Annotated in this window: 19 protein-coding genes; 10 read left to right on the top strand and 9 right to left on the bottom strand. The window is 72.6% G+C overall.

Annotation, left to right across the window (positions count from 1 at the left end; translation table 11 throughout):
• Positions 1 to 29: 29 nt before the first annotated feature.
• Both HG542_RS14065 and HG542_RS14060 read right to left on the bottom strand, forming a co-directional pair.
• Entirely contained in the window at positions 30 to 380 is a 351-nt protein-coding gene (locus HG542_RS14065; protein ID WP_171081233.1) for a cupin domain-containing protein, read from the bottom strand.
• 80 nt (positions 381 to 460) lie between these two features.
• Complete coding sequence (locus HG542_RS14060; RefSeq protein WP_171081231.1) at positions 461 to 1888, bottom strand: lysine N(6)-hydroxylase/L-ornithine N(5)-oxygenase family protein; 1428 nt, start codon at positions 1886 to 1888, stop codon at positions 461 to 463.
• A gap of 229 nt (positions 1889 to 2117) precedes the next feature.
• Between HG542_RS14060 and HG542_RS14055 the strand changes: the two genes are divergently transcribed.
• The 3 genes from HG542_RS14055 to HG542_RS14045 all read left to right on the top strand — a co-directional run bounded on the left by HG542_RS14055 (position 2118) and on the right by HG542_RS14045 (position 5841).
• On the top strand, positions 2118 to 2804 hold the full coding sequence (locus HG542_RS14055; RefSeq protein ID WP_171081230.1) for a pyridoxamine 5'-phosphate oxidase family protein: 687 nt from the start codon (positions 2118 to 2120) through the stop codon (positions 2802 to 2804).
• 161 nt (positions 2805 to 2965) lie between these two features.
• Positions 2966 to 4339: a diaminobutyrate--2-oxoglutarate transaminase gene (locus HG542_RS14050; RefSeq protein ID WP_171081228.1), complete on the top strand. Its 1374-nt coding sequence runs from the start codon at positions 2966 to 2968 to the stop codon at positions 4337 to 4339.
• On the top strand, positions 4336 to 5841 hold the full coding sequence (locus HG542_RS14045) for a pyridoxal phosphate-dependent decarboxylase family protein (RefSeq protein ID WP_171081226.1): 1506 nt from the start codon (positions 4336 to 4338) through the stop codon (positions 5839 to 5841). The genes HG542_RS14050 and HG542_RS14045 overlap by 4 nt, the downstream gene beginning before the upstream one ends.
• Before the next feature lie 46 nt (positions 5842 to 5887).
• Here HG542_RS14045 and HG542_RS14040 read toward each other — a convergent pair whose 3' ends face one another.
• Genes HG542_RS14040 through HG542_RS14030 form a run of 3 tightly spaced genes read right to left on the bottom strand, consistent with a single transcriptional unit; the run spans position 5888 to position 8250 of the window.
• Positions 5888 to 7117, bottom strand: a complete 1230-nt coding sequence (locus HG542_RS14040; RefSeq protein WP_171081225.1) for a beta-ketoacyl-[acyl-carrier-protein] synthase family protein — start codon at positions 7115 to 7117, stop codon at positions 5888 to 5890.
• Positions 7114 to 7386, bottom strand: coding sequence for an acyl carrier protein (locus tag HG542_RS14035; protein WP_171081223.1), 273 nt, complete (start codon positions 7384 to 7386; stop codon positions 7114 to 7116). The genes HG542_RS14040 and HG542_RS14035 overlap by 4 nt, the downstream gene beginning before the upstream one ends.
• Positions 7387 to 7410: 24 nt before the next feature.
• Positions 7411 to 8250, bottom strand: coding sequence for a class I SAM-dependent methyltransferase (locus tag HG542_RS14030; protein ID WP_171081221.1), 840 nt, complete (start codon positions 8248 to 8250; stop codon positions 7411 to 7413).
• A 261-nt stretch (positions 8251 to 8511) separates the two neighbouring features.
• On the opposite strand from HG542_RS14030, the gene HG542_RS14025 reads away from it, so the two are divergent.
• The 6 genes from HG542_RS14025 to HG542_RS14000 all read left to right on the top strand — a co-directional run bounded on the left by HG542_RS14025 (position 8512) and on the right by HG542_RS14000 (position 15849).
• Positions 8512 to 9840 carry a hypothetical protein gene (locus HG542_RS14025; protein ID WP_171081219.1) on the top strand — a complete coding sequence of 443 codons (1329 nt, stop codon included), beginning with the start codon at positions 8512 to 8514 and terminating at the stop codon, positions 9838 to 9840.
• 122 nt (positions 9841 to 9962) lie between these two features.
• The gene (locus HG542_RS14020) at positions 9963 to 11393 is read left to right on the top strand and encodes a condensation domain-containing protein (protein WP_171081218.1); all 1431 of its coding nucleotides are present in this window, start codon (positions 9963 to 9965) and stop codon (positions 11391 to 11393) included.
• Between the two features lie 46 nt (positions 11394 to 11439).
• Positions 11440 to 12225: a serine/threonine protein kinase gene (locus HG542_RS14015; RefSeq protein WP_171081216.1), complete on the top strand. Its 786-nt coding sequence runs from the start codon at positions 11440 to 11442 to the stop codon at positions 12223 to 12225.
• Complete coding sequence (locus HG542_RS14010; protein WP_171081214.1) at positions 12222 to 13622, top strand: serine/threonine-protein kinase; 1401 nt, start codon at positions 12222 to 12224, stop codon at positions 13620 to 13622. Before HG542_RS14015 ends, HG542_RS14010 begins: the two co-directional genes overlap by 4 nt.
• 227 nt (positions 13623 to 13849) lie before the next feature.
• Positions 13850 to 14803: an LGFP repeat-containing protein gene (locus tag HG542_RS14005; RefSeq protein ID WP_255315918.1), complete on the top strand. Its 954-nt coding sequence runs from the start codon at positions 13850 to 13852 to the stop codon at positions 14801 to 14803.
• Positions 14804 to 14862: 59 nt separating this feature from the next.
• Positions 14863 to 15849: an alpha/beta hydrolase-fold protein gene (locus HG542_RS14000; RefSeq protein WP_171081210.1), complete on the top strand. Its 987-nt coding sequence runs from the start codon at positions 14863 to 14865 to the stop codon at positions 15847 to 15849.
• 70 nt (positions 15850 to 15919) lie between these two features.
• On the opposite strand, the gene HG542_RS13995 is transcribed toward HG542_RS14000, so the two are convergent.
• The 3 genes from HG542_RS13995 to HG542_RS13985 form a co-directional block, all read right to left on the bottom strand.
• Positions 15920 to 16495: an HAD family acid phosphatase gene (locus tag HG542_RS13995; protein WP_171081209.1), complete on the bottom strand. Its 576-nt coding sequence runs from the start codon at positions 16493 to 16495 to the stop codon at positions 15920 to 15922.
• 147 nt (positions 16496 to 16642) lie between these two features.
• A complete protein-coding gene (locus tag HG542_RS13990; protein WP_171081207.1) occupies positions 16643 to 17254 on the bottom strand; it encodes a histidine phosphatase family protein in 612 nt (203 codons plus the stop codon).
• A gap of 101 nt (positions 17255 to 17355) precedes the next feature.
• Complete coding sequence (locus HG542_RS13985) at positions 17356 to 17889, bottom strand: hypothetical protein (protein WP_171081205.1); 534 nt, start codon at positions 17887 to 17889, stop codon at positions 17356 to 17358.
• Between the two features lie 173 nt (positions 17890 to 18062).
• On the opposite strand from HG542_RS13985, the gene HG542_RS13980 reads away from it, so the two are divergent.
• Entirely contained in the window at positions 18063 to 18755 is a 693-nt protein-coding gene (locus tag HG542_RS13980) for a hypothetical protein (RefSeq protein ID WP_171081203.1), read from the top strand.
• Here the strand turns inward: HG542_RS13980 and HG542_RS13975 are convergent.
• Complete coding sequence (locus HG542_RS13975) at positions 18688 to 20622, bottom strand: PAS domain S-box protein (protein WP_227722256.1); 1935 nt, start codon at positions 20620 to 20622, stop codon at positions 18688 to 18690. The two genes, HG542_RS13980 and HG542_RS13975, sit on opposite strands and share 68 nt — an antisense overlap.
• Positions 20623 to 20674 lie beyond the last annotated feature (52 nt).

Raw genomic sequence — 20674 nt, 5'->3', positions numbered from 1 at the left:
GCGGGCGGCCCGGGGCGGCACCGGGTGGATCAGAGGTCGATCGGTCCGTGCGGGACGGGCCAGTACACCGAGAGGAAGACCAGCCGCTCGGTGTCGCTGGCGTTGCGCACGTGGTGCAGGCTGCCGGCCGGCAGGAGGGCGGTGACCTCGGGGCCGACCTCGCACTCCTCGTCGTCGACGGTGAGGATGCCGCGCCCGGAGAGGAACACGAACATCTCGTGGTCGTCGTGGCTGTGCGGTTCGGTGGCGCCTCCGGGTTCGACGACGGCGCGGCCGACGCCCCAGGGGGCCAGCTCCTCCCCGCCGTGGGGGTAGATCTGCTGGAAGCGGATGCCGTAGGCGTCGACGAGCTGGTCGTCGCCCGTCTTTCTGATCAGCATGGCTGCTCCGGGTGCTCGGATGGGACGGGGTGCGGTGGGCGCTCCCCCAACTACCGCTGGGAGGTACCCCCGGGCGGGGGTCAGGCCCGGGCGGCGGATCCGGCGGCCCGGTCGGACGCGCCGGTGCCGGATGCGGCGGTGCCGGACGGTCCGGATACCGGGGGGATCCCGAAGGTGGTGAACGCGGTCCGGGACGGCAGGCGGTGGACCTCGCGGCCGGTCAGCGCGTTGAGGATGACCGCCGACCGCCAGGCCGCGAGCCCGAGGTCCGGTGCGCCGACGCCGTGGGTGTGCCGCTCGGCGTTCTGGACGAAGACCGAGCCGCGGACGGGGCCGTCGAGCACGAGCCGCTGGTCGGCGTCCACCTCCGGCCGTCCGGCGGAGTCCCGTACCAGGAAGGGGGCCAGGCCGTGCAGGAGGGCGTCGGCGGGGCGCTCGGTGTAGCCGGTGGCGAGGACGACCGCGTCGGTCGTGAGGGTCTCACAGCCGCCCTCCTGGGTGTGCTCCAGCTCCAGCTCGATGCGGCCGTCGCAGCCGTCCGGGCGGCGGGCACCGACGACACCCGTGGCAGGACGCAGGACGGCGTCGGGCCAGCCGCCGCCGATGGTGCGCCGGTACAGCTCGTCGTGGATGTCGCCGAGGGTGTCGGCGCTGACCCCTTTGTACAACTGCCACTGCGCGGGCAGCAGTTCGTCACGGGTCCGCTCGGGCAGGCGGTGGAAGTAGCGGGTGTAGTCGGGGGTGAACTGCTCCAGGCCCAGCTTGGAGTACTCCATGGGCGCGAAGGCGGGGGAGCGGCTGATCCACTGGAGACCCTCGGCGCCGGCCGGGCGGGCGCGCAGCAGGTCGAGGAAGACCTCGGCGCCGGACTGCCCCGAACCGACGACGGTGACGTGCCGCTTGGCGAGCAGGGACTGGCGGTGCGTCAGGTAGTCGGCGGAGTGCAGGGCCGTGACCGCCGCGTCCTCCACGAGGGGACGGAACAGTGCGGGAACGGACGGTTCCGTTCCGATGCCGAGGGCGAGATTCCGGGTGAACTCCCGGCCCGCCAGCACTTCTTCGCCGCCCGCGCTCTCGTAGGTGTAGTCGACGGCGAACGCCTGGCGCTCCTCGTCCCAGGCGACCGCGTCGACCTGGTGGCCGAAGCGGCAGTGGGGCAGTGCCTCGGCGGCCCACCGGCAGTAGGTGTCGTACTCGGCCCGGTCGATGTGGAACTTCTCGGCGAAGTAGAACGGGAAGAGCCGCCCGGTCGCCTTGAGGTGGCCCAGGAACGACCAGGGGCTGGACGGGTCGACCAGGCTCACGAGGTCGGCCAGGAAGGGCACTTGGAGGGTGGTGCCCTCGATCAGGAGACCGGGGTGCCAGCGGAATTCGTGGTTCCGCTCGAAGAACGCGGTGCGCAGGCCGGGGACTCCGTCGGCCAGTGCGGCGAGCGAGAGATTGAACGGGCCTACTCCCACGCCCAGGAGGTCGAGCGGCTCCGCCGCGGGGTGTAGTTCTGTCGTCATCCCCGTACTTTCGTCATCAAGGCGTCATAACGCGGTTCCGCTCGCACACCCTTGCGCAGTCGAGGCCCAATGGCAAGCGGTCCAAGGTGACTTGATCAACTGTCGGGCCGCGCGGCCCGCACCGGCCCGGGTGATCAGGACCTCCCTTGCCAAAACGCCCTCGATGCGGGCAGGCTGGCGCTCGTCTTCGAACGGTTCGTTCGAGTCGTACCGATGAGAAAGCCGCGATATGACCGAGCAGGCGCCGAACGTGCCGCCCGACGTCCTTGCCGAGACCGAACGCACCCGGCACCGGCGCCTGCGGGAGCAGGGCAGCCACAGCCGGGCCGACCTCGACGCCGTGCTGCAGGCCGGATTCCTGTGTCACCTCGGCGTGGTGGTCGACGGCACCCCCATGGTCGTACCGACCGTGTACGGGGCCACCGCCGAGACGCTCTACTTCCACGGCTCGGTCGCCAGCCGGAGCCTCGTCGCCTCGCCGCAGGCGCCCGTCTGCGTGACCGTCACCCACGTCGACGGCCTGGTGCTGGCCCGCTCGGTCTTCGAGCACGGGGTCAACTACCGCAGCGCCATGGTCTACGGAGTGCCCCGGCTCGTCACCGACCCCGAGGAGCAGCTCGCAGGCCTGCGCCGCCTCACCGAGCACGTCGCCCCCGGCCAGTGGGACTACGCGCGCCGGCCCAGCCGCAAGGAGCTCGCCGCGACCGCCCTGCTCGCGCTGGAGCTGACGGATGCCTCGGTGAAGATCCGCACCGGACCGCCGGACGACGGGGACGGACCCGATGCGGAACTCGGCCTCTGGGCAGGCATCCTGCCGCTCCGTCAGCACTGGGGCGCCCTGGAGCCGGACCCGGCGCTCGCCGACGGCATCGGCGCCCCTGCCCACCTCACCGGCCGGGAACACCGGCCGCTTTAGGCGCCCCGTCAGGGCGCGGGGAGCTGCAGGCCGTCGGTGGCCGGTCGCGCCCACGCGGCGGAGCCGCATATGTCAACAGTCCCGCGCCCCTTGCGGAGCGCAGGTCCGCACTTCAGCTCACCGGGCGCCCACCCCTGCCCGGATTCCCAGGAGTTACCGCGATGACCCTCGCCACCGGCACCCCCCACGAGACCCGGGACGCCGTCCTGCACCGCCAGCACACCCGCGAGTCCGCCGCTCGGACCTACGCCCGCACGTTCCCCATCGTGCCGGTCCGCGCCGACGGCATGACGGTCGAAGGAGCCGACGGTCGCCGCTACCTCGACTGCCTCTCCGGCGCGGGGACGCTGGCCCTCGGCCACAACCACCCCGTGGTGCTCGACGCCCTCCGGCGCACCCTCGACAGCGGAGCCCCGCTCCACGTGCTCGACCTCGCCACGGCCGAGAAGGACGACTACACCGGCGCCCTCTTCGAGAGCCTGCCCCGCGGCTTCGCCGAGACCGCCAAGGTCCACTTCTGCGGCCCCGCCGGCACGGACGCCGTCGAAGCCGCCCTGAAACTCACCCAGACCGCCACCGGCCGGCGCGGCGTCCTCGCCTTCACCGGCGCCTACCACGGCATGACCGCCGGCGCGCTCGCCGCGACCGGCAACGTCGCCGTGAAGCAACCGCTGCCCACCGGCGGCGAAGTGACCCGGCTGCCCTACCCCTACGCCTACCGCTGCCCCTTCGGCGTCGGCGGCGAACGCGGCGCCGAACTCTCGGCCGCCTACGTCGAGCGGCTGCTGGACGACCCGTCGGGCGGCGTGCTGCCGCCCGCGGCCATGATCCTCGAAGTGGTCCAGGGCGAGGGCGGCGTGATCCCCGCCCCCGACGGGTGGCTGCGCGAGATGCGGCGCATCACCGCCGAGCGCGGCATCCCCCTCATCGTCGACGAGGTCCAGACCGGGGCCGGGCGGACGGGCAGGATGTGGGCCGTCGAGCACAGCGGGATCGTGCCCGACGTCATGGTGCTCTCCAAGGCGATCGGCGGCAGCCTGCCCATGGCGGTGGTCCTCTACCACGAGGACTACGACGGCTGGCAGCCCGGAGCGCACACCGGCACCTTCCGCGGCAACACCCTCGCCATGGCGGCCGGCGCCGCGACCCTGCGCCACATCGCCGAGTCCGGCCTGGCCGAGCGCGCCGCGGACGTCGGCGCCCGGATGACGGCACGGCTGACGGCACTGCGCGACGAACTCCCGGTCATCGGCGACGTCCGCGGGCGCGGCCTGATGATCGGCGTCGAGCTCGTCGACCCCGCCGCCGCGCCGGACGCCTGCGGCGCGCACCCGGCCGCCCCCGAACTCGCCGCCCGGGTCCGGGCCGGCTGCCTGTCCCGAGGCCTCATCGTCGAACTCGGCGGCCGGCACGACGCGGTGCTCCGCCTGCTGCCGCCGCTGACCATCACCGACGAACAGGCCGAGACGGTGCTGGACCGCCTGACGGACGCCATCACGGAGGCCGCGGCCGCCCTGGCGGGGGGCCGGCTGTGACGGGACACGCTCACCACGCCGTCCCCGACGCCCCGCCCCTCGCGGGCGGCGTCAGCGGTTCCGACGCCCTCCGGCCCCTGCTCGGTACCGTTCTCGATGCCCTCGCCGAGGGCGCACGGCGTCGTAACGGGCCGCTGCCGGCGGGCGGGCCTGCACGGACGGCCGCGGACGTCGCCGACTCCCTTGCCGCGTGCGGAAGTACGGACGCCCTCGCACAGCTCACCACCCTGCTCGCCCAGGGCAGCGCCGACCCCGCCGAACCGGCCTGCGCAGCCCACCTGCACTGCCCGCCGCTCGCCGTGGCCGTCGCCGCCGATCTGGCGGTCAGTGCGCTCAATCCCTCCCAGGACTCCTGGGACCAGGCGCCCGCCGCGACCGAGCTCGAAACCGCGCTGGTGCGGGAGCTCGCCGCCCTGGTCGGGTACGACCCGGCGCAGGCAGCCGGTGTGGTCACCTCCGGCGGTACCGAGTCCAACCTGATGGGCCTCATGCTCGCCCGCGACCGGGAGCTGACCCGCGAGAGCGGGCGGCCCACCGAACTGACAGGCGTGCCCGGTCATCTGACGCCTCGTCTCTTCGCCTCCGCCGCAGCCCACTTCTCCGTGCAGCGCGCCGCCGCGGTGCTCGGCCTCGGGGAGGCGGCCGTCGTCTCCGTCCCCGTCGACGCCGACCTGCGCATGGACCCCGACGCCCTGGAACAGCGCCTCAAGCACTCCGTCGCCGAGGGCGAGATCCCGGTGGCGGTCGTGGCGACCGCGGGCACCACCGACACCGGCGGCATCGACCCGCTGCCGCGCATCGCCGATCTCGCCGCAGAGTACGGCGCCTGGCTGCACGTGGACGCCGCGTACGGCGGCGGCGCCCTGCTCTCCGACCGCCTGGCCCCCCTGCTCGACGGCCTCGCACGTGCCGACTCCGTCTCCCTGGACTGGCACAAGCTCGGCTGGCAGCCGGCCCCGGCCGGGGTGTTCCTGGTCCGGCGGGCCGAGACGTACGCCCCGCTGGCGCGCAGGGCCGTCTACCTCAACCCCGCCGACGACGAGGAGGCGGGCTACCCCAGCCTGCTGGGACTGTCCCTGCGCACCACCCGCCGCCCCGACGCCTTCAAGATCCTGGCGACGCTGCGGACGCTGGGCAGGTCCGGCCTGGGCCGGCTCGTCGACGCCTGTCACGACCTCGCCCGGCACGCGGCCGCGACGGTCGCGGACCACCCGGCGCTCGAACTGCACACGGCCCCCGTGCTCACCACCGTGGTCTTCCGCTACCGGCCGGCCTCCGCCGGCCCGGACGGGACCGACCGGATCAACGGTGCGCTGCGGCGGCGCCTGTTGCACGAGGGCCGGGCCGTGGTCGGCCGCACCGAACTCCCCGGCGAGGGCCCCGGCCGGGTACGGCTCAAGCTCACCCTGCTCAACCCGCACACCACCCCGGCCGAGGTGGACGCCCTGCTGCACATGGTCGCCGAGGCCGGGAAGGCCGAGGAGGCGATGTCCGACGGGTGAGGCCTGCCCGGCACCGCCTCCTCCGCACCGCCTCCCTCCGCAGCCGTCACGCCGCGCCGAACACCACCGCCGAATTCTGGCCGCCGAACCCGAAGTTCTGCTTGACGGCGACGCCGATCGAGGCGGGCCGGCCCACGAGCGGGGTGTAGTCCAGGTCGCAGCCGGGGTCCGGGTACTCCAGGTTCGCGGTGGGCGGCACGTACTTCTCGCGCATCGCGAGCAGCACGCCGACGCTCTCCAACACCCCGCTCGCGCCGCACGCGTGGCCGATGACGGACTTGGGCGCCGTGATCGCCACGTGCGGCGCGCGCGGGCCGAAAGCGCGCTTGATGGCCGCGGTCTCCGCCAGGTCGTTGAGCGGTGTCGACGTCCCGTGCGCGCTGACCAGGTCCACGGCGCCGGTGTCGACTCCGGCATCGGCGCAGGCCAGTTCGATGGTCCGGGCCGCCACCGCGCCGTCCGCCCGGGGCGCCAGCGGATGGTGGGCGTCGCAGGTGGACGCGGCACCGAGCACCTCGCCGTACACGGTCGCCTCGCGCCGCAGGGCGGACCGCTCGGACTCCAGGACGAGCACGGCGGCGCCCTCGGCCGGCACCATGCCGTCCCGGTCCCGGTCGAACGGCCGGGATGCGCGGGCGGCCTCCGTCGCAGGGCGCCGGGAGAGCGCGTCCAGCAGGGAGAACGGTGCCAGGCACGGCAGTTCGAGCCAGCTCTCGACCCCGCCGACCAGGGCCACGTCCGCGATACCGTCGCGCACCGCGCGCATCCCGGCCCCGATGGCGTCCGTCGACGAGGCACAGGCGCTCGAGAGCGTGAGCACCGGCCCCGTGATGCCCAGTTCCTGGGCGACCAGCCCGGCCGCCTGGTTGGGCAGCAGCCGGAGCAGGCCGAGCCGGTTCATCTGCGGCCACCCGCTGCGGCGCAGGACCGTCACGAGCTGCGCGGTCTCGTCGAGCCCGCCGCCACCGGTGCCGACGTACAGCGCCCCCGGCGCACTGTGCAGCCGGGCGTCCGCCCGGGCCTTCACCGCCGCGGCGAACAGCAGTTGCTGAAAGCGCGACGTACGGCGGACCTGCGGGGCGGACAAGTAGTCCCGCGGATCGAACCCCTTGATCACACCGCCCACCTGGCACGGCAGCGGTTCCTCGAGTTCCAGGGCCGAGATCGCCGGGCGCCCCGCGGACAGGGCGTCCCACAACGCCTCCGGGGTGCCGCCCGCGCACGACTCGACGCCGATACCGGTCACCAGCACACGGCGGCGCGCGCCTCCGGTCATCGCAGCGGCCCCGACATCGCGTCGACCACATCCCCGACCGTGCGGAGATCGGCGATCCTGATGTCCGTGTCCGCCAGCTCGACCCCGAATTCCCGCTCCAGTACGGAGATCAGCTCCAGCGCCTCCATGGAGTCGAGCCCCAGCACCGGCCGGCCGGGCTCATCGGAGTAGAAAAGGGCCGCGTCCCGGGATATCTCCGTCCCCGCAGCGCCCAGTTCCGGCCGGATATCGAGGACGGCCCGGGTCACCACGTTCAGCACCTCGGTCATGAGGCATTCCTTTCGTCAGGTCTTTCACGGCCGGGTGGCGGAGAAATGGACACAGCGCCGCGTGATGGTGAACGGGGCGCGCTCGTATTGCTGTTCCAGCGTCTCGGCGAGCAGTTCCGCAGCGGTGACCCTGTCGATCCCGGGCAGCGCGGCGGTGGCGAACATCGGGGTCGAGCACAATGCGGTGAGAAAGCGCGGGCCCAGCGTGAACTCCCGCTCGGTGGTGACCAGGTCGGTGAATCCGGCCGCGCCGAGGGCGGCCCGGTAGTCCCCGGCGCTCCTGCGCAGCCCCGGGTCCCGGCCGCCGCCCGAGCGGGCCAGCGGGAGCCCGCGCTTCCGGGCGGTGCTGCGGGCCGTGCCCACCAGCTCGGCGTACAGCGGCAGGTCCGCGGCGGTCTCCGAGCCCGCGTAGAAGGCCGAGTTGAACACCAGACGGCCGCCGCCGGCGAGTACCTGCCCGATCGCGCCGAGCGCCTCGTCGAGCCCGGGGACGAGATGGATGCAGTTCGCCAGCACGACGGTGCCGAAGGCGTGCGGCGGGAACAGCCGGGAGACGGCGGCCGCGTCCCCCGCGACGAAACGGGCCCGGTCACCCAGCCGGGCCCGTGCCGCGTCGAGCAGGGCCGGATCCGGATCGACACCGACCAGGGACATGTCCGGGTCGCGCAGCAGCAGTTGCTCGCTGACGGCTCCGTCCCCGCACCCCAGATCGAGGACGGTCCGCCCGGAACCGACCGGGACCAGGTCGAGCAGCATGCCGTTCAGCTCGGCGTATTCCGGATCGCGACGCAGTGCGGCGTATTCCGTGGACGGTTCTCCACCTCCTCCGGCACGCGACGACCCGGTGTCTGCTCGTGCGTTCATGAATTGCCCTCCGGCGATGCGGTCGACGAATCGGCGCAGACGCTAGCAGTGCATTCCATGTGCAACAAGCGGGGTGTATGCCCCGGCAGTCGCCCGAACTGCCTGACCAGCAAACACATCCCGGTTTCATTCTCGCTTCATCGCCGCCGGATAACTTGATCACCCAGCATCGGGAACTCGTGAGGAGAACATTGTGTCGGCGAATAGATTCCGGCTTCTCGATCCGTCGGGCCGGTAAGTCCGTTGGAGTTCACGGAATTGATGGACGACGCGGTTCCGGCCGGCCGGCTGGTGTTCTGGACACCCACCGCCCCGGCCGCGGCCTGGGCCGACGACCCGCGCGGGCCCGCGCTCGTCCACGAGCACCACGTGCGCGGCGCGGCCGCGCGCGGACTGCGGCATGTCGACCCGGCCTGGATCGGGGTGTCGTTCGGAGTGGGCCGGGCCGCCCGGCACCGGATCGGTTCCGCGTTGACGGACTGGCTGCGCCGCCACGAACACCTGCGCAGCAGACTGGAACCGGCCCGCGGGCGCTGCCTGCGCCGCACACTCCCCGCAAGCGCAGTCACCCTGCACCAGGAGGACATCGGCGACTTCGCCGACGGCGCCTCGGTGCGCCGGCAGATCGAGGCCTTCTTCGACCGCAGTGCCGGCCCCTTGGACTGGCCGCACGTGGTCTTCGCAACGGTCGAAGGCGCAGGCGGAGCGACGGTGTTCGCAGGCGCGGACCACGGCATCGCGGACGGCTGCACGCTCGCCATGATCCCGGGGCAGATCCGCGACGCCCTGGCAGGCCGCGCCGCGCACGCGCCCGGGCCGACCTACCTCGACTTCGGCGCCGAGGAACGGAACCTGGTCGGCCGGCTGCCGCCCGGGCCCGAACACGCTGATCAGTGGAAGGCGTTGCTCGGCACCGCCCACGGCAGGGCCCCGGCCTTTCCGCTGCCCCTCGGCGTGCCCGAGGCGCCGGTCGCACAGTGCAGCGCCTACCGCTGGCTGCTCGACGGACCGGCGGCCGCCAGGTTCGCCGACGCGTCACGCGCGGGCGGCGGCACGACCGCCGCAGGACTGCTCGCCTGCCTCGCGCTCGCCGTGGCGGACGTCGCGGGCGAGCCGCACCTGTCCGCGGTCGGCCTGGCCGACACCCGGCCCGACCGGTGGCGCGGGGCACCCGGCTGGTTCGTCGGCCTGCACCCGGTGCAGATCCCGGCGCATCCCGGGGCGGCCTTCGCCGACACCCTCGCCCTGGCCGCCGCCGAACTGCGCCGTCGCCCGCCGGGGCCGGGCAGTTCGCTGCCGCACATCAGCCGGATGCTGCGCAGGGAGGTGCACCCCCGGTTCGTGGTGTCCTACCTCGACGTACGCCGTGTCGTCGGCACTCCGCCCCGGCCGGAGGACCGGATGCTGCGCAGCCGGATCCATGGTGCGGCCGAGGTGTATGTGTGGCTGACCAGGAGCGAGCGTGGTGTGCATCTTTCGATGCGCTTTCCGGACACGGGGGTTGCTCGCGCCGGCGTGGGGCGGTTTGTCCGGGCGGTTGCCCGTGCCGTTGCCGGTGCCGTGGCCGATGCGGTGCCTCTCTTGGCCTAGCTGTTCGGCTGCGGGTTTGTTGTGGCTGGGCGCGCAGTTCCTCCCCCGGCTACCGCTGGGAGGTGCCCCCAGCGCCCCTGGCGGGGCGCGGCAGACGTCAATGTCAAGGAGAAGACCCACTCATGCGTATGACCCAGATTCTCGACTGGCAGCCCGACCCCGGCGAAGTCGTCGAGTTCCAACTGGCCACCGACCACGCGCCCGTGGCCCACGACGTGCCCGCGTCGCATTTCCAGCAGGCGCACCTGCGCCTCGCTGCCGCCCAGCGCGCCGCCGGGCGGCGGCAATCGCCCTGGGTGGCCCTGGCGTTCGACCTGGAAGGCCGGGCCGATCTCCCCGCCCTCGCCGAGGCATGGCAAGGGCTCGTACGCCGGCACGAGGCGTTCCACACCTGGTACGAGCCCGATGCCGGGAACCTCGCCGGATTCCGCATACCGCCCGAATCGCTCACCGTGCACCCGGTGCGCACCGGCGACTTCACGAGCACGGCCGATCTGCGCGCCCACCTGCACCGCCGGATCGACGAGCAGACCGCCACGACCGGGCCCGGCCTGCTGGCCGGTGTGATCCGCCGGGACACCGTCTCCACCGTGTACGCCGCGATCGACCACGCCTACAGCGACGGGCACTCCCTGGCGCTGCTGTTCCACGAGATCCGCGCCCGGTACCGGGCCGCCTGCGGCAGCACCTCGTTCGGCCCGGCCGCGGCCCCCGGCTACCTGGACTGCAACCGTCGCGAGCACGCGCGCTCCGCATCGCTGACCGCGGCCTCGCCGGAACTCGCCGCATGGTCGGAGTTCCTGGCCGCGGAGGACGGCGGATTCCCCGACTTCCCCGTGGACCTGGGCAACGACACCGACACACTGCTGCCCGCCGCCCGGCTCGAATTCCCGGTGCTGACCGGCGACGAGGCACGTGCGTTCCGCGCCTACTGCGCCCGGCACGGCGGCGGGTTCGCCGCGGGCGCCTTCGCCGCACTGGCCCTCGCGCAGCGGGAGTTCACCGGCAACGACGTCCACCGCGTCCTCACCGCCGTCTCGACCAGGGCCTACCCCCGGCTGCTCCCCGTGCACGGCTGGCTCGTCAACCTCGTACCGCTGCTGTTCCGGCTGCCCTCCTCGCCGACGCTCGCCGAAGCGATCGGCACCGCGCAGCAGGGCTTCCAGCGGGCCCGCGCCGGATACGACGTGCCGTTGCACCGGGCGCTCGAACTGCTCCTCGACGGCGGTCGTATCCCTGGCGTTCCCAGCATCCCGCCGATGGCGTCCTACGTGGACGGGCGGACCGCGCCGGGCTCCCGCGACTACCTGAGCGCGGACGCGACCGTCCTGACCGGTCCCGACAACGCCAACGGCGCGTCGCTGTGGCTCAACTGGTTCCACGACCGGGCCGATCTCGTGGTCAGCATGCCGGACACCGTGCAGGCCGCGTCGGGTGTGCCCAAGTACCTCGACCGCGTCCGGGAGATCATGCTCACCGCGGCGTGCGGCCGGAGCAGCTCGTCCCATTGGCCCGACGTGACCCGGAAAGATGTCCCTGTGGGGGATGGGTAAGGTTTGACCTCGTGTGACGGCTGTGACGGGGTGTGAGGAGGGGGTAGTGGGCGGGATAGTGATCCATCTGCCGCAGGGGAGCGGCGACGCCGGAGCGGAACCGTACGCGGAGGACGCGGTGACGCTGCGGCTCGGACCGGGGGAGGTGGCACGGTTCGGGCGGGGCTCCGCGACGACACCGGTCGAACTGCGCCTCGTCGACGAGGCGATCTCCCGGCTGGCGGGCGAGATCCGTGTGACCGACGACCACTGGCAGCTCACCAACCACAGCGCGACCCAGAGCTATCTGGTGGAGAACCCCGAAGGGGCGGGGGAGTATCTGAGGGTGCCGCCGCGCCGGGCCGGGACGCCCATCCCCTTCGAGTTCTCCCGGGTCGTGCTGCCCACCCGCCGCAACACCGCCGTCGCCTTCCAGGTGTTCGCGCCCGACCACGTCTACCTGGACCCGGACGCCATGGGCGGACCGTGGGGGAGTCGCACGGTCACCGCGTACTCCCTGGACGAGACCGCCACCTATTTCCTGGTGCTGGCGGCGCTCTGCGAACCGAGGCTGCGCGACGAGTCGCCGGTCGCGGTGCCCACCACCCCGCAGATCGTCGAGCGGCTCAAGGGCCATGCCGCCTGCGCCCGGCTGACGGCCCGTGCCGTCAGCTCGCACATCGACTACCTCGCCGAGGAGAAGATGCGCATCAGCACTCCGGCCGGGTGCGAACCCGGCAGCAGGGCAGCCCGCCGCAACGGCAAGCGGGAGGCCGTCGTCGGCCTCGCCCTGCGCTTCGGGCTCGTACGCGAGGAACACCTCGCGCTGCTGCCGCCGAGGACGGTCGCATGAGGCGCGACACTTCGGGGGGCGACGGCACGGAACCGCTCCCGCCCGGCTACCGCATCGGCGACTGGGAGGTCACCACGCCGATCGGGGCAGGCGGCTGGGCAACGGTCTACGCGGGCAGGCGTGTTGGCGGCGGCTCCCAGGAGGACGACGTCGCGCTCAAGATCCTGTCCACCGAGGGGCTCGCACCCCGCCAGGCCCGCAAGGTCGCCGACACCGCCCGGCGCGAGGCCGAACTCGGCCGCCGGGCCCGGCATCCGCGGCTGATCCGCATCCTGGACTCCGTCGTGATCAGCGAACCGGACCGGCCTTTCCTGGACGGCGCGATCGTCCTCGTCATGGAACGGGCCGCACGCAGTATGCGCGACCTGATCGACGCCGGTCCCACCGAGGCCGAAGGCGCCCGGCTGATCGCCGACGTATGCGAGGGCCTGGCACACCTGCACCGCACCGGCTGGGTCCACGGCGATCTCAAGCCGGACAACGTCCTGCTCATGGCGGACGGTTCCGCCAAGCTCGCCGACTTCGGCCTCGCGACCGAACTGACCGGCACCCGGGGCACCCACGGATACGCGCTGCCCATGGGCACGTTCGACTATCTGCCCCCCGAACGCTGGAAGGCCCCGCTCGGCGAACACGGCGTACAGGTCCGGCCCAGCACCGACATCTGGGCCCTGGGCATCATGATCCACCAGGTGTTCGCGGCCGGCGCCTCGCCGTTCCCCGGTGCCACGCCGGTCTCGCGCGCCGCCGCGGCGCAGGAGTACGCCGACGGACGGGCACCGCTGCGCATGGACAACGCCGTACCGCCGTTCTGGCGCGCACTGGCCGCCGACTGCCTGGCCCCCACCCACACGGCACGCGCCGCCCACACCGCCGAGACCCTGCTGGCCCGCATCACCGACCGGCAGGTGGCGACCAGGTCAACAGGGGGACGCCGGTGGCGACTTCCCCGCGTCGCTCTCATGGCCGCTGCGGTCTGCGGGGCGGCGGTGGCGAGCTGGTCGTACGCCACGCACGACAGCGAAGCCGGTGCGCCCGCCGCACCGACGGCAGCCGAAACCCCCGGCCGGGTCCGGGTGTTCAACACCGAGCAGGCCTGCAAGGAGCGGACGGACCGCATCCCGGACTGCAGTCTCGGCCTGGCGGTCGACCCCCTCCGGCCCTACACCGTCGACAACGTCGTCCCGACCCGCGTATGGCACGGTGACGTCCTCGCCGCCGACTGCCAGTTCTCCCAAGGGGTTCCCATCGTCGACGAAGCCGGCACATGGTCCGCCCAGTGGTTCCGCGTCCGCCTCCCGCGCGGCTCCGCACGGCCCACCGCCTGGCTGCCCGCCGTGCGCACGAAGGACCGCCCCGCCCTTCCGCCGTGCCCGCGCCCCACGCCCCTGCGGTGAGGCGGCACCCCCCTTTCTATCGCCGGCCGCCGGGCGCCGTCACCCCGGAGCGTTCCGGGTTCCGTGCCCGGACGCACCACGGCTACCTTCCGGGCCGTCGGTCCACGGCCCGCGCCCACCGCGGCCCGAACGGGAGGAGCAAGGACGTGCGTGACCCACGTACACGACGCGCCAGATGGAGAGCGACGATCCTGTCCGTCGTCACAGCCGTTTCCGCCGTTTCCGCCTTGGGAACCCCGGCCCAGGCGCAGCCCGCGGGCCGCATACCGGGTCCCCTGGCACACGCAGCGCCGGCCGATGCGTACTGCGACATCCCCGCGGAACGGGACATCGCGGTGACCCGCAAGGTCTACGAGGTCGGGCAGCGCCGGAACGTCTCCGACAAGGTCATGCTCGCCGGCTTCGAGACGGGCTGGGTCGAGTCCCGCATGAACAATCTCGCCTGCGGGGACCGGGATTCGCTCGGCGTCTTCCAGCAGCGCCCCTCGCAGGGCTGGGGCACGCGCGAGCAGATCCTCGACGTCGACTACGCGGCGAACAAGTTCTTCGACGTCGCCCAGCAGATGGAGCCCCGCTTGGAGGGCGGCACCGCAGGGCAACTCGCCCAGGCGGTCCAGCGCTCCGCCTATCCCGCGCGATACGACCAGGCCGAGGGCATCGCCCGGACGATGCGTGACGAGGCCTTCCAGCCGTACGGCACCATCGGCGCGAAGTACGGCCAACTCGGCGGCCCCGGCGGCCCGCTCGGCGACCCTGTCCGCGCCGAGGAGAACTCCTCGCTCGGCGGCCGGTTCCAGCTGTTCCGCAACGGCATCGTCATCTGGCATCCGGATGCGGCGTTTGCGATATACGGCGACATTCTGTCGAAGTTCTGGGCGACGGATGCGGAGCGTGCCTGGGGTTTTCCGACGATGGACGAGGCGGATGCTGCTGCGGCGCCGAACGGGACGCGGGGTCGGTATCAGTTCTTCGAAAAGGGTTTGTTCCTGTGGTCGCAGCAGACCGGTGCGCATGTGGTCCATGGCGAGATCTACAAGGCGTTCGACAAGTCCGGGCATGAGGCCGCATTGGGTTATCCCGTGACGGACGAGGTCGACGAAGCGGGCGGCAAGGCCCAGAAGTTCCAGAAGTCCACCATCCACTGGAACCCCTCCAGGGGCACCTGGATCACCGACAACTGACGACGTTTTCCTCCCCTGTTTTTCTTCCCTGTTTCCTTCCCTTTCACCACCCGGAGGTCATGTTGAGCGAGTACCGCCCCACCCGCAGGAACATCCTGAAGGCCGCCGGAGGTCTCTCCGCGGCGGTGGCCCTCGGCGCCGGAGGCGTCGTCGCCACGGCCTCGGCCGCCCACGCCGCCGGCGACGGCTTCGGGCTGCGCATCGCGGAACGCGGCGAGGCCGATCCCCGCATGTGGTACTACCGTTTCGAGACCGCCGAGATCGGCTGGAAGCCCGCCGTCAACGTCCTGCTCCCCGACGACTACCACACCAGCGGACGCACCTACCCCGTCCTCTACCTGCTCCACGGCGGGCTCCAGGACTTCATCGAATTCGACCGCCAGGGCGTCCGCGCCTGGACCGCCGGCAAGCCGATCATCGTCGTGATGCCCGACGGCGGCCAGGTCGGCTGGTACTCCAACCCCGTCAGCTCCAACGTCGGCCCCCGTAACTGGGAGAGCTTCCACATCAACCAGCTGATCCCCTGGATCGACGCCAACTTCCGGACGTACGCCGAATACGACGGCCGCGCCGTCTCCGGATTCTCCATGGGCGGCTTCGGTGCCCTGAAGTACGCGGCCAAGTACTGGGGCCACTTCGCCTCGGTGAGCGCCCACTCGGGCCCTGCCAGCCTGCGCCGCGACTTCGGCGCGGTCGTCCACTGGGCCAACGTGTCCTCCGCCGCCAAGGACCTGGGCGGCGGCACGGTCTACGGTGCGCCGCTGTGGGACCAGGCCAGGGTCACGGCCGACAACCCGGTCGAGCGCCTGGAGAGCTACCGCAACAAGCGCATCTTCCTGGTCGCCGGCACCAGCCCGGACAGGACCAACCCCTTCGACGTGTTCAACGAGACCCAGGTGCTCGCCGGCCAGCGGGAGTTCCGTGGCCTTCTCGACCGGGCCGGCATCCCGCACGAGTGGCACGAGGAGCCCGGCGGCCACTTCATCCGCCCCGACATGATGCTCCGCGACCTCGACGGCATCATCGACCGGCTGCGCAAGGCGTAGCCCCGCGCCGCACGGGCGCGGGGCTGCCCGGTCAGGAAGGGCCAGGAAGGGGCAGACGGGTCAGGACGGGTCAGGACAACTGGCCGTTGTAGTCGGGCAGCTTGAAGCCCTTCTCGAAGTATCCGCCCTCGAAGTCGGTCGAGCGGTTGCCGATGTTGGCGGTGATCGTGTACCCGTCCCCGGTGAGCTCCTCCCGGCAGCGCGCCTTGCCCTCGCCCTTGCTCTCCCCGTGGTCGCGCGTGCAGACCGCGTCCACGGGGTAGCCGGCGTCCTCCAGCTGCTGCCGGGCGGAAGCGGACGAGGTGCGGGCGGTGACGAACAGCACGGCCACGCCGTGCTCCTCCGCCCACCGGGCCACGTTCAGCACCGGCCCGTTGGCCCGGCCCGCGTGGTAGTACGTCTCCAGCGCGGTGTTGTCGATGTCCAGCACGATGGCCGGCTTCTCGACGCCCTTGCCGAGGCGATTCTGCAGCCACGGAATCACGGGGGCGACGGCCTGCTCCACATCGGCCTGCCACGTCTGGTAGCCGGGCACCGCCCGTACCGGAGCGGCCTGCGCCGCGGTGGCGCCGGCCAGGGACGCGGCCGGCAGCGTGACCGCTGCCAGGGCGGCGAGAGCAGCGATGCGGGACTTTGCGACGGACATCGATCCAGGTCCTTCCGGTGGGGGGCGTGCCGTCGCAAAGATCAACATCGCGAGAGAACGGAAGGGCAAATTACCTGTGTCGCATGTGTGAAGAGTGCGGACCACCGAAGCCACCGAAGTCGCCGGGCCGGCCGGGTCAGGCCGTGGTCAGGCCGGGATGTTCCAGCCGGTGATCACCCGCCGGGAATGCTCGGTGCCGAGTACCGACAGCGTCGCGGTCCCCAGCCGGTACAGCGCCCCCGCTTCCGTCCCCTGCCCCAGCCAGCGGGCGGTGAGGGCCCGCAGCACATGCCCGTGGGCGAAGAGGGCGACGTCGCCGCCCGTCTCCTCCAGCGCCGCGCAGGCACGGGCGAGGACGTTGTCGCAGCGGTTGCCGACCTGGGCGAGGGTCTCGCCGGGGCGTTCGGCGCCGTCGGTCGGTACGCCGTCGCGCCACAGGTCCCAGCCGGGCCGGGTCTGCCGGATCTGTGCGGTGGTCATGCCCTCGTACGCGCCGTAGTCCCACTCCATCAGCCCCGGCTCCAGGACGACACCCGTCCCGCGGGGCAGGCTCAACTCCGCCGTGCGCACGGCACGTTGCAGCGGGCTGCACAGCACCGCGGTGATGCGCCGCGCGGCGAGCACGGGGACGAGGGCGCGGGCCTGGGCCTCGCCGTCCGGGGCGAGGGGCACGTCGGTGCGGCCGGTGTGCCGATCGGTACGGCTCCATTCGGTCTCGCCGTGCCGGATCAGCAGCAGTTCGCCCGGGTCGGTGGTCATCGTTCCTCCGGCAGGACCGGCGGCAGGGGCGGACGAGGTCTCCTCCAGTACACGTCGTCCCGCGCCGGCCCGCATCCCGGCCGTCTGTCCCGATCCGCTCCTCAATGCTCGTGCAGGAAAGCCTTGAGGATCACGATGACCAGGCCGAGCACCAGGTTGACGACCCCCGAGGCGAGCACGCGCCGCCGGGAGCCGCCGGCGCGGACCTCCGCCGCGCCGGCCCAGCCGATCTGTTCGGCCAGGGCGACGGAGAGGGCGAACCAGGCCGTCCCCTCCAGGTCCAGCCCCAGCAGCGGACTGATCGCCACGGCCAGGGCCGGTGGCACCGCCGCCTGGAAGATCGGCCACTCGTCGCGCGCCACACGGCCGATCACGGCCCAGGTCGGGTGCCGGTAGGTGTCCCGCTCGCCGACGAGGCGGGAGTAGGCGTGCGCGGCCCAGAACACCAGACCGGTGACCAGCAGGATCACCACGAGCCCCACCCGGTGGTACGGCCCGAGCGCCCCGGTGCCGGCCACGACGGAGGCGGCCAGGAGCGCGCCGTACACCGCGCCCCCGTAGTCGGTCCGCGGCCGCTCCGGCCGGTGCCGGCCCTTGTCGTCCGCTGCGTCGTCCGTGTCGGCGCGACCTGTCACGTCCCCAGGATCACCGGGGACGGACCCGTCCGCACGACGGGTGCGCGGTGCGGGCGGGCCAGGGGAGTGACCGTCGCCCGTGCGGGTGTCGCCGGGCCGTGCCCGCGGGGGATCTGCTGCACGATGAGGGCTCGGCACGGAGCGAGCGTCTGCCGGAGGAGAGCGGGAGCGTCATGCGAACCAGCAGAAGGGCCGCGGGGCAGGGGCTGCGGACACCACGCGTCGCCGCGGTGGCGGGCATCGTCTCCGCACTGCTGCTGGGCGGAGTCGTCGTCCTGGTGCGCCTGGCCGTGCCCGAGCACCCCCAGGACGCCGCGGACTGGTTCGCCGACGGCTCCCGGCGCGACAGCCTGCACACGGCGCTGGCGATGGTGCCGTTCGCCGGGGTCTTCTTCCTGTGGTTCATGGGCTGCTTCCGCGACTACGTCGGCGCGGCGGAGGACCGGTTCTTCGCCACCCTGTTCCTGGGCAGCGGACTGCTGTTCCTGGCCACGCTGTTCGTCCTCGCGGTGACGGCGGGCAGCCTGCTGGCGGTGACCGGCTTCGCGATGCGGCCCCCGGCACCGGGCCGTGACGAACTCTGGCAGTACGGGCGCCACTTCGTCCTCACGCTGCTGTCCGGCTACTTCACGCGGATGGCCGCCGTGTTCGTCCTGTCCACCACCACGATCGGGCACCGCCTGGGCGTCTTCCCGCGCTGGCTGTCCTGGCTCGGCTATCTCGTCGCGCTGGTGCTGCTCTTCTCCGTCAGCAGCACCGGCCACCTCGAACTCGCCTTCCCGGTCTGGATGCTGGCCGTCAGCGGTCACATTCTCGTGAGGACCCTGCGCACCCGCTCCGGTCCGCCGACGTCAGGCGGAGGGTGAACCAGATGGTCTTCCCCGGAGCGACGGGCCGGGTGCCCCAGCTGTCCGCCAGGGTGTCCACCAGCAGCAGGCCCCGGCCCGACTCGTCCCCCGCCTCCGCGAGCCGCGGCTGAGGCGGCTGGGGACTGCGGTCGGTCACCTCGACGGTGAGCTCGCCCTCGCCCCTGCGCACCCGCAGCTGGATCGGGCCGGAGGCGTGGCAGATCGCGTTCGTCAGCACTTCGGAGGTCAGCAGCCGGGCGTCGTCGAGTGCCTCGGAACAGTTCCACGCGGCGAGGGTGACGGTGAGGAACCGCCTCCCGTCGGCAGCCGCGCAGGGCTCCGACGGCAGCTCGGTGCAGGCCCAGGCGAGCGGGGCGGGCGGGAGCCGGACCAGGAGCAGGGTGACGTCGTCGTTGTGGCCCGCGGCATCGGGCAGCAGAGCCGCGAGGGCCCGGTCCGCCGCAGCCTCGAGATCGCCGGTGGAGGCGAAGGAGCGGCTCAGCTCCGAGGCGAGTGCGGTGATCTGCTGCTCGATGTCGGTGGCGGGCGTCTCGACGAGGCCGTCGGTGTAGAGGGCGAGCGTGGAGCCGGGCGGCACGTCGACGACCACTTGCTGGTGAGGGATGTCCCCGACGCCGAGCGGCACGCTGACCGGTACGGGGATCGGACCGACCCGGTGGTCCGGGGCTGCCAGCAGCGGGGGCAGGTGACCGGCCGAACAGATCGCCATCTGGCCGGCATCCGGGTCGATGACCAGGTAGCTGCACGTGACCAGCTGGTCGGGCAGATCGGCCACGATGGTGTCGAGCGCCTGCATGAGCTGCCGCGGCGGCATCCCCGTGCGGGCCAGGGCGTTGGCCGCGGAACGCAACTGCCCCATGACGGCGGCGGCTTCGAGGCCCCGGCCCATCACGTCCCCGATGAGGACGCCGACCTGACCGCCGCCGAGCGGGACGAGGTCGAACCAGTCCCCTCCGACGCCCGCTCCCTGGGTGGCGGGCAGGTAGCGGCTGGCGTAGTGCAGGCCGGGGACGTCCGGCGGGGTGCCCATGAGACTGCGCTGCAGGGTCAGGGCGACGTGCCGTTGCTGTTCGTAGAGCCGGGTCAGTTCGGCCTCGGCGCGTTTCCGCTCGCTGATGTCGCGGACGATCGCGCAGGCGCTGATCACGGTGCCGCGGGCGTCACGGGTCGGCCAGAGGGTGACGTCCACGTCGAGGAGGGCGCCGGTGTTCGTCACCCGGAGCGTCTCGAAGTGCTCGACCTTCTCGCCCCGGCTCAGCCGGTCCAGCAGCACGCCGACCTCGGCCTTGCACGAGGGCGGGGCGAGCAGCGACACATGGCGGCCGACGACGTCCTCCGCCGTGTAGCCGTAGAGCCGGCGGGCCGCGGCGTTCCAGTAGGTGATGCGGCCTTCGAGGGTGTGGGCGAGGATCGCGTCCTGGGAGGACTCCACGAGGGCCGCCAGTTCGCTGATCCTCCTTTCCGCGGCCTTGCGTTCGCCGACGTCGCGCACCGCCGCGGAGAAGAGCAGGCCGTCGGCCGTCTCAAGGGGGCTGAGGCTGATCTCGACGGGGAATTCGTGTCCGTCCTTGTGCAGTCCGTACAGTTCGAGCCCGGCTCCCATGGGGCGCACCTGCTTGTTGCCCGCGTAGTCCCGGCGGTGGGCCGGGTGCTGGCCCCGGAAGCGCCGGGGCACCAGGATCTCGACGGGCCGGCCGAGGAGTTCCTCCCGGCAGTAGCCGAAGACGGCCTCGGTCTGGGCGTTGACGAGCTGGACCGTTCCCGTGTCGTCCACGATGACCATCGCGTCCGGAGCCGATTCCAGCAGCCCCTGGAACCGGGCCTCCGCCGCCCCGTGTTCGTCGCAGCTGCAGTTCTGTGGCATGGACGGCTCCTTCTGGTCAGGAGCCGATCTCAGCACCCGTGCACGACCCTGG

This window comes from Streptomyces morookaense (assembly GCF_013030945.1).
GTDB classification, from domain to species: domain Bacteria; phylum Actinomycetota; class Actinomycetes; order Streptomycetales; family Streptomycetaceae; genus Streptomyces; species Streptomyces morookaensis.
Note: the sequence above shows the minus strand (reverse complement) of the source record. Positions and strands in the feature narration are given on the sequence as shown.

Excerpts from the sequence above, each read along its gene's own strand:
- HG542_RS14035 (WP_171081223.1), bottom strand. The coding sequence starts at position 7,386 with ATGACCGAGGTGCTGAACGTGGTGACCCGGGCCGTCCTCGATATCCGG.
- HG542_RS14025 (WP_171081219.1), top strand. The coding sequence starts at position 8,512 with ATGGACGACGCGGTTCCGGCCGGCCGGCTGGTGTTCTGGACACCCACC.
- HG542_RS14030 (WP_171081221.1), bottom strand. The coding sequence starts at position 8,250 with ATGAACGCACGAGCAGACACCGGGTCGTCGCGTGCCGGAGGAGGTGGA.
- HG542_RS14040 (WP_171081225.1), bottom strand. The coding sequence starts at position 7,117 with ATGACCGGAGGCGCGCGCCGCCGTGTGCTGGTGACCGGTATCGGCGTC.
- HG542_RS14020 (WP_171081218.1), top strand. The coding sequence starts at position 9,963 with ATGCGTATGACCCAGATTCTCGACTGGCAGCCCGACCCCGGCGAAGTC.
- HG542_RS14055 (WP_171081230.1), top strand. The coding sequence starts at position 2,118 with ATGACCGAGCAGGCGCCGAACGTGCCGCCCGACGTCCTTGCCGAGACC.
- HG542_RS13980 (WP_171081203.1), top strand. The coding sequence starts at position 18,063 with ATGCGAACCAGCAGAAGGGCCGCGGGGCAGGGGCTGCGGACACCACGC.
- HG542_RS14065 (WP_171081233.1), bottom strand. The coding sequence starts at position 380 with ATGCTGATCAGAAAGACGGGCGACGACCAGCTCGTCGACGCCTACGGC.
- HG542_RS14010 (WP_171081214.1), top strand. The coding sequence starts at position 12,222 with ATGAGGCGCGACACTTCGGGGGGCGACGGCACGGAACCGCTCCCGCCC.
- HG542_RS13990 (WP_171081207.1), bottom strand. The coding sequence starts at position 17,254 with ATGACCACCGACCCGGGCGAACTGCTGCTGATCCGGCACGGCGAGACC.
- HG542_RS14050 (WP_171081228.1), top strand. The coding sequence starts at position 2,966 with ATGACCCTCGCCACCGGCACCCCCCACGAGACCCGGGACGCCGTCCTG.
- HG542_RS13975 (WP_227722256.1), bottom strand. The coding sequence starts at position 20,622 with ATGCCACAGAACTGCAGCTGCGACGAACACGGGGCGGCGGAGGCCCGG.
- HG542_RS14000 (WP_171081210.1), top strand. The coding sequence starts at position 14,863 with ATGTTGAGCGAGTACCGCCCCACCCGCAGGAACATCCTGAAGGCCGCC.
- HG542_RS13995 (WP_171081209.1), bottom strand. The coding sequence starts at position 16,495 with ATGTCCGTCGCAAAGTCCCGCATCGCTGCTCTCGCCGCCCTGGCAGCG.
- HG542_RS14060 (WP_171081231.1), bottom strand. The coding sequence starts at position 1,888 with ATGACGACAGAACTACACCCCGCGGCGGAGCCGCTCGACCTCCTGGGC.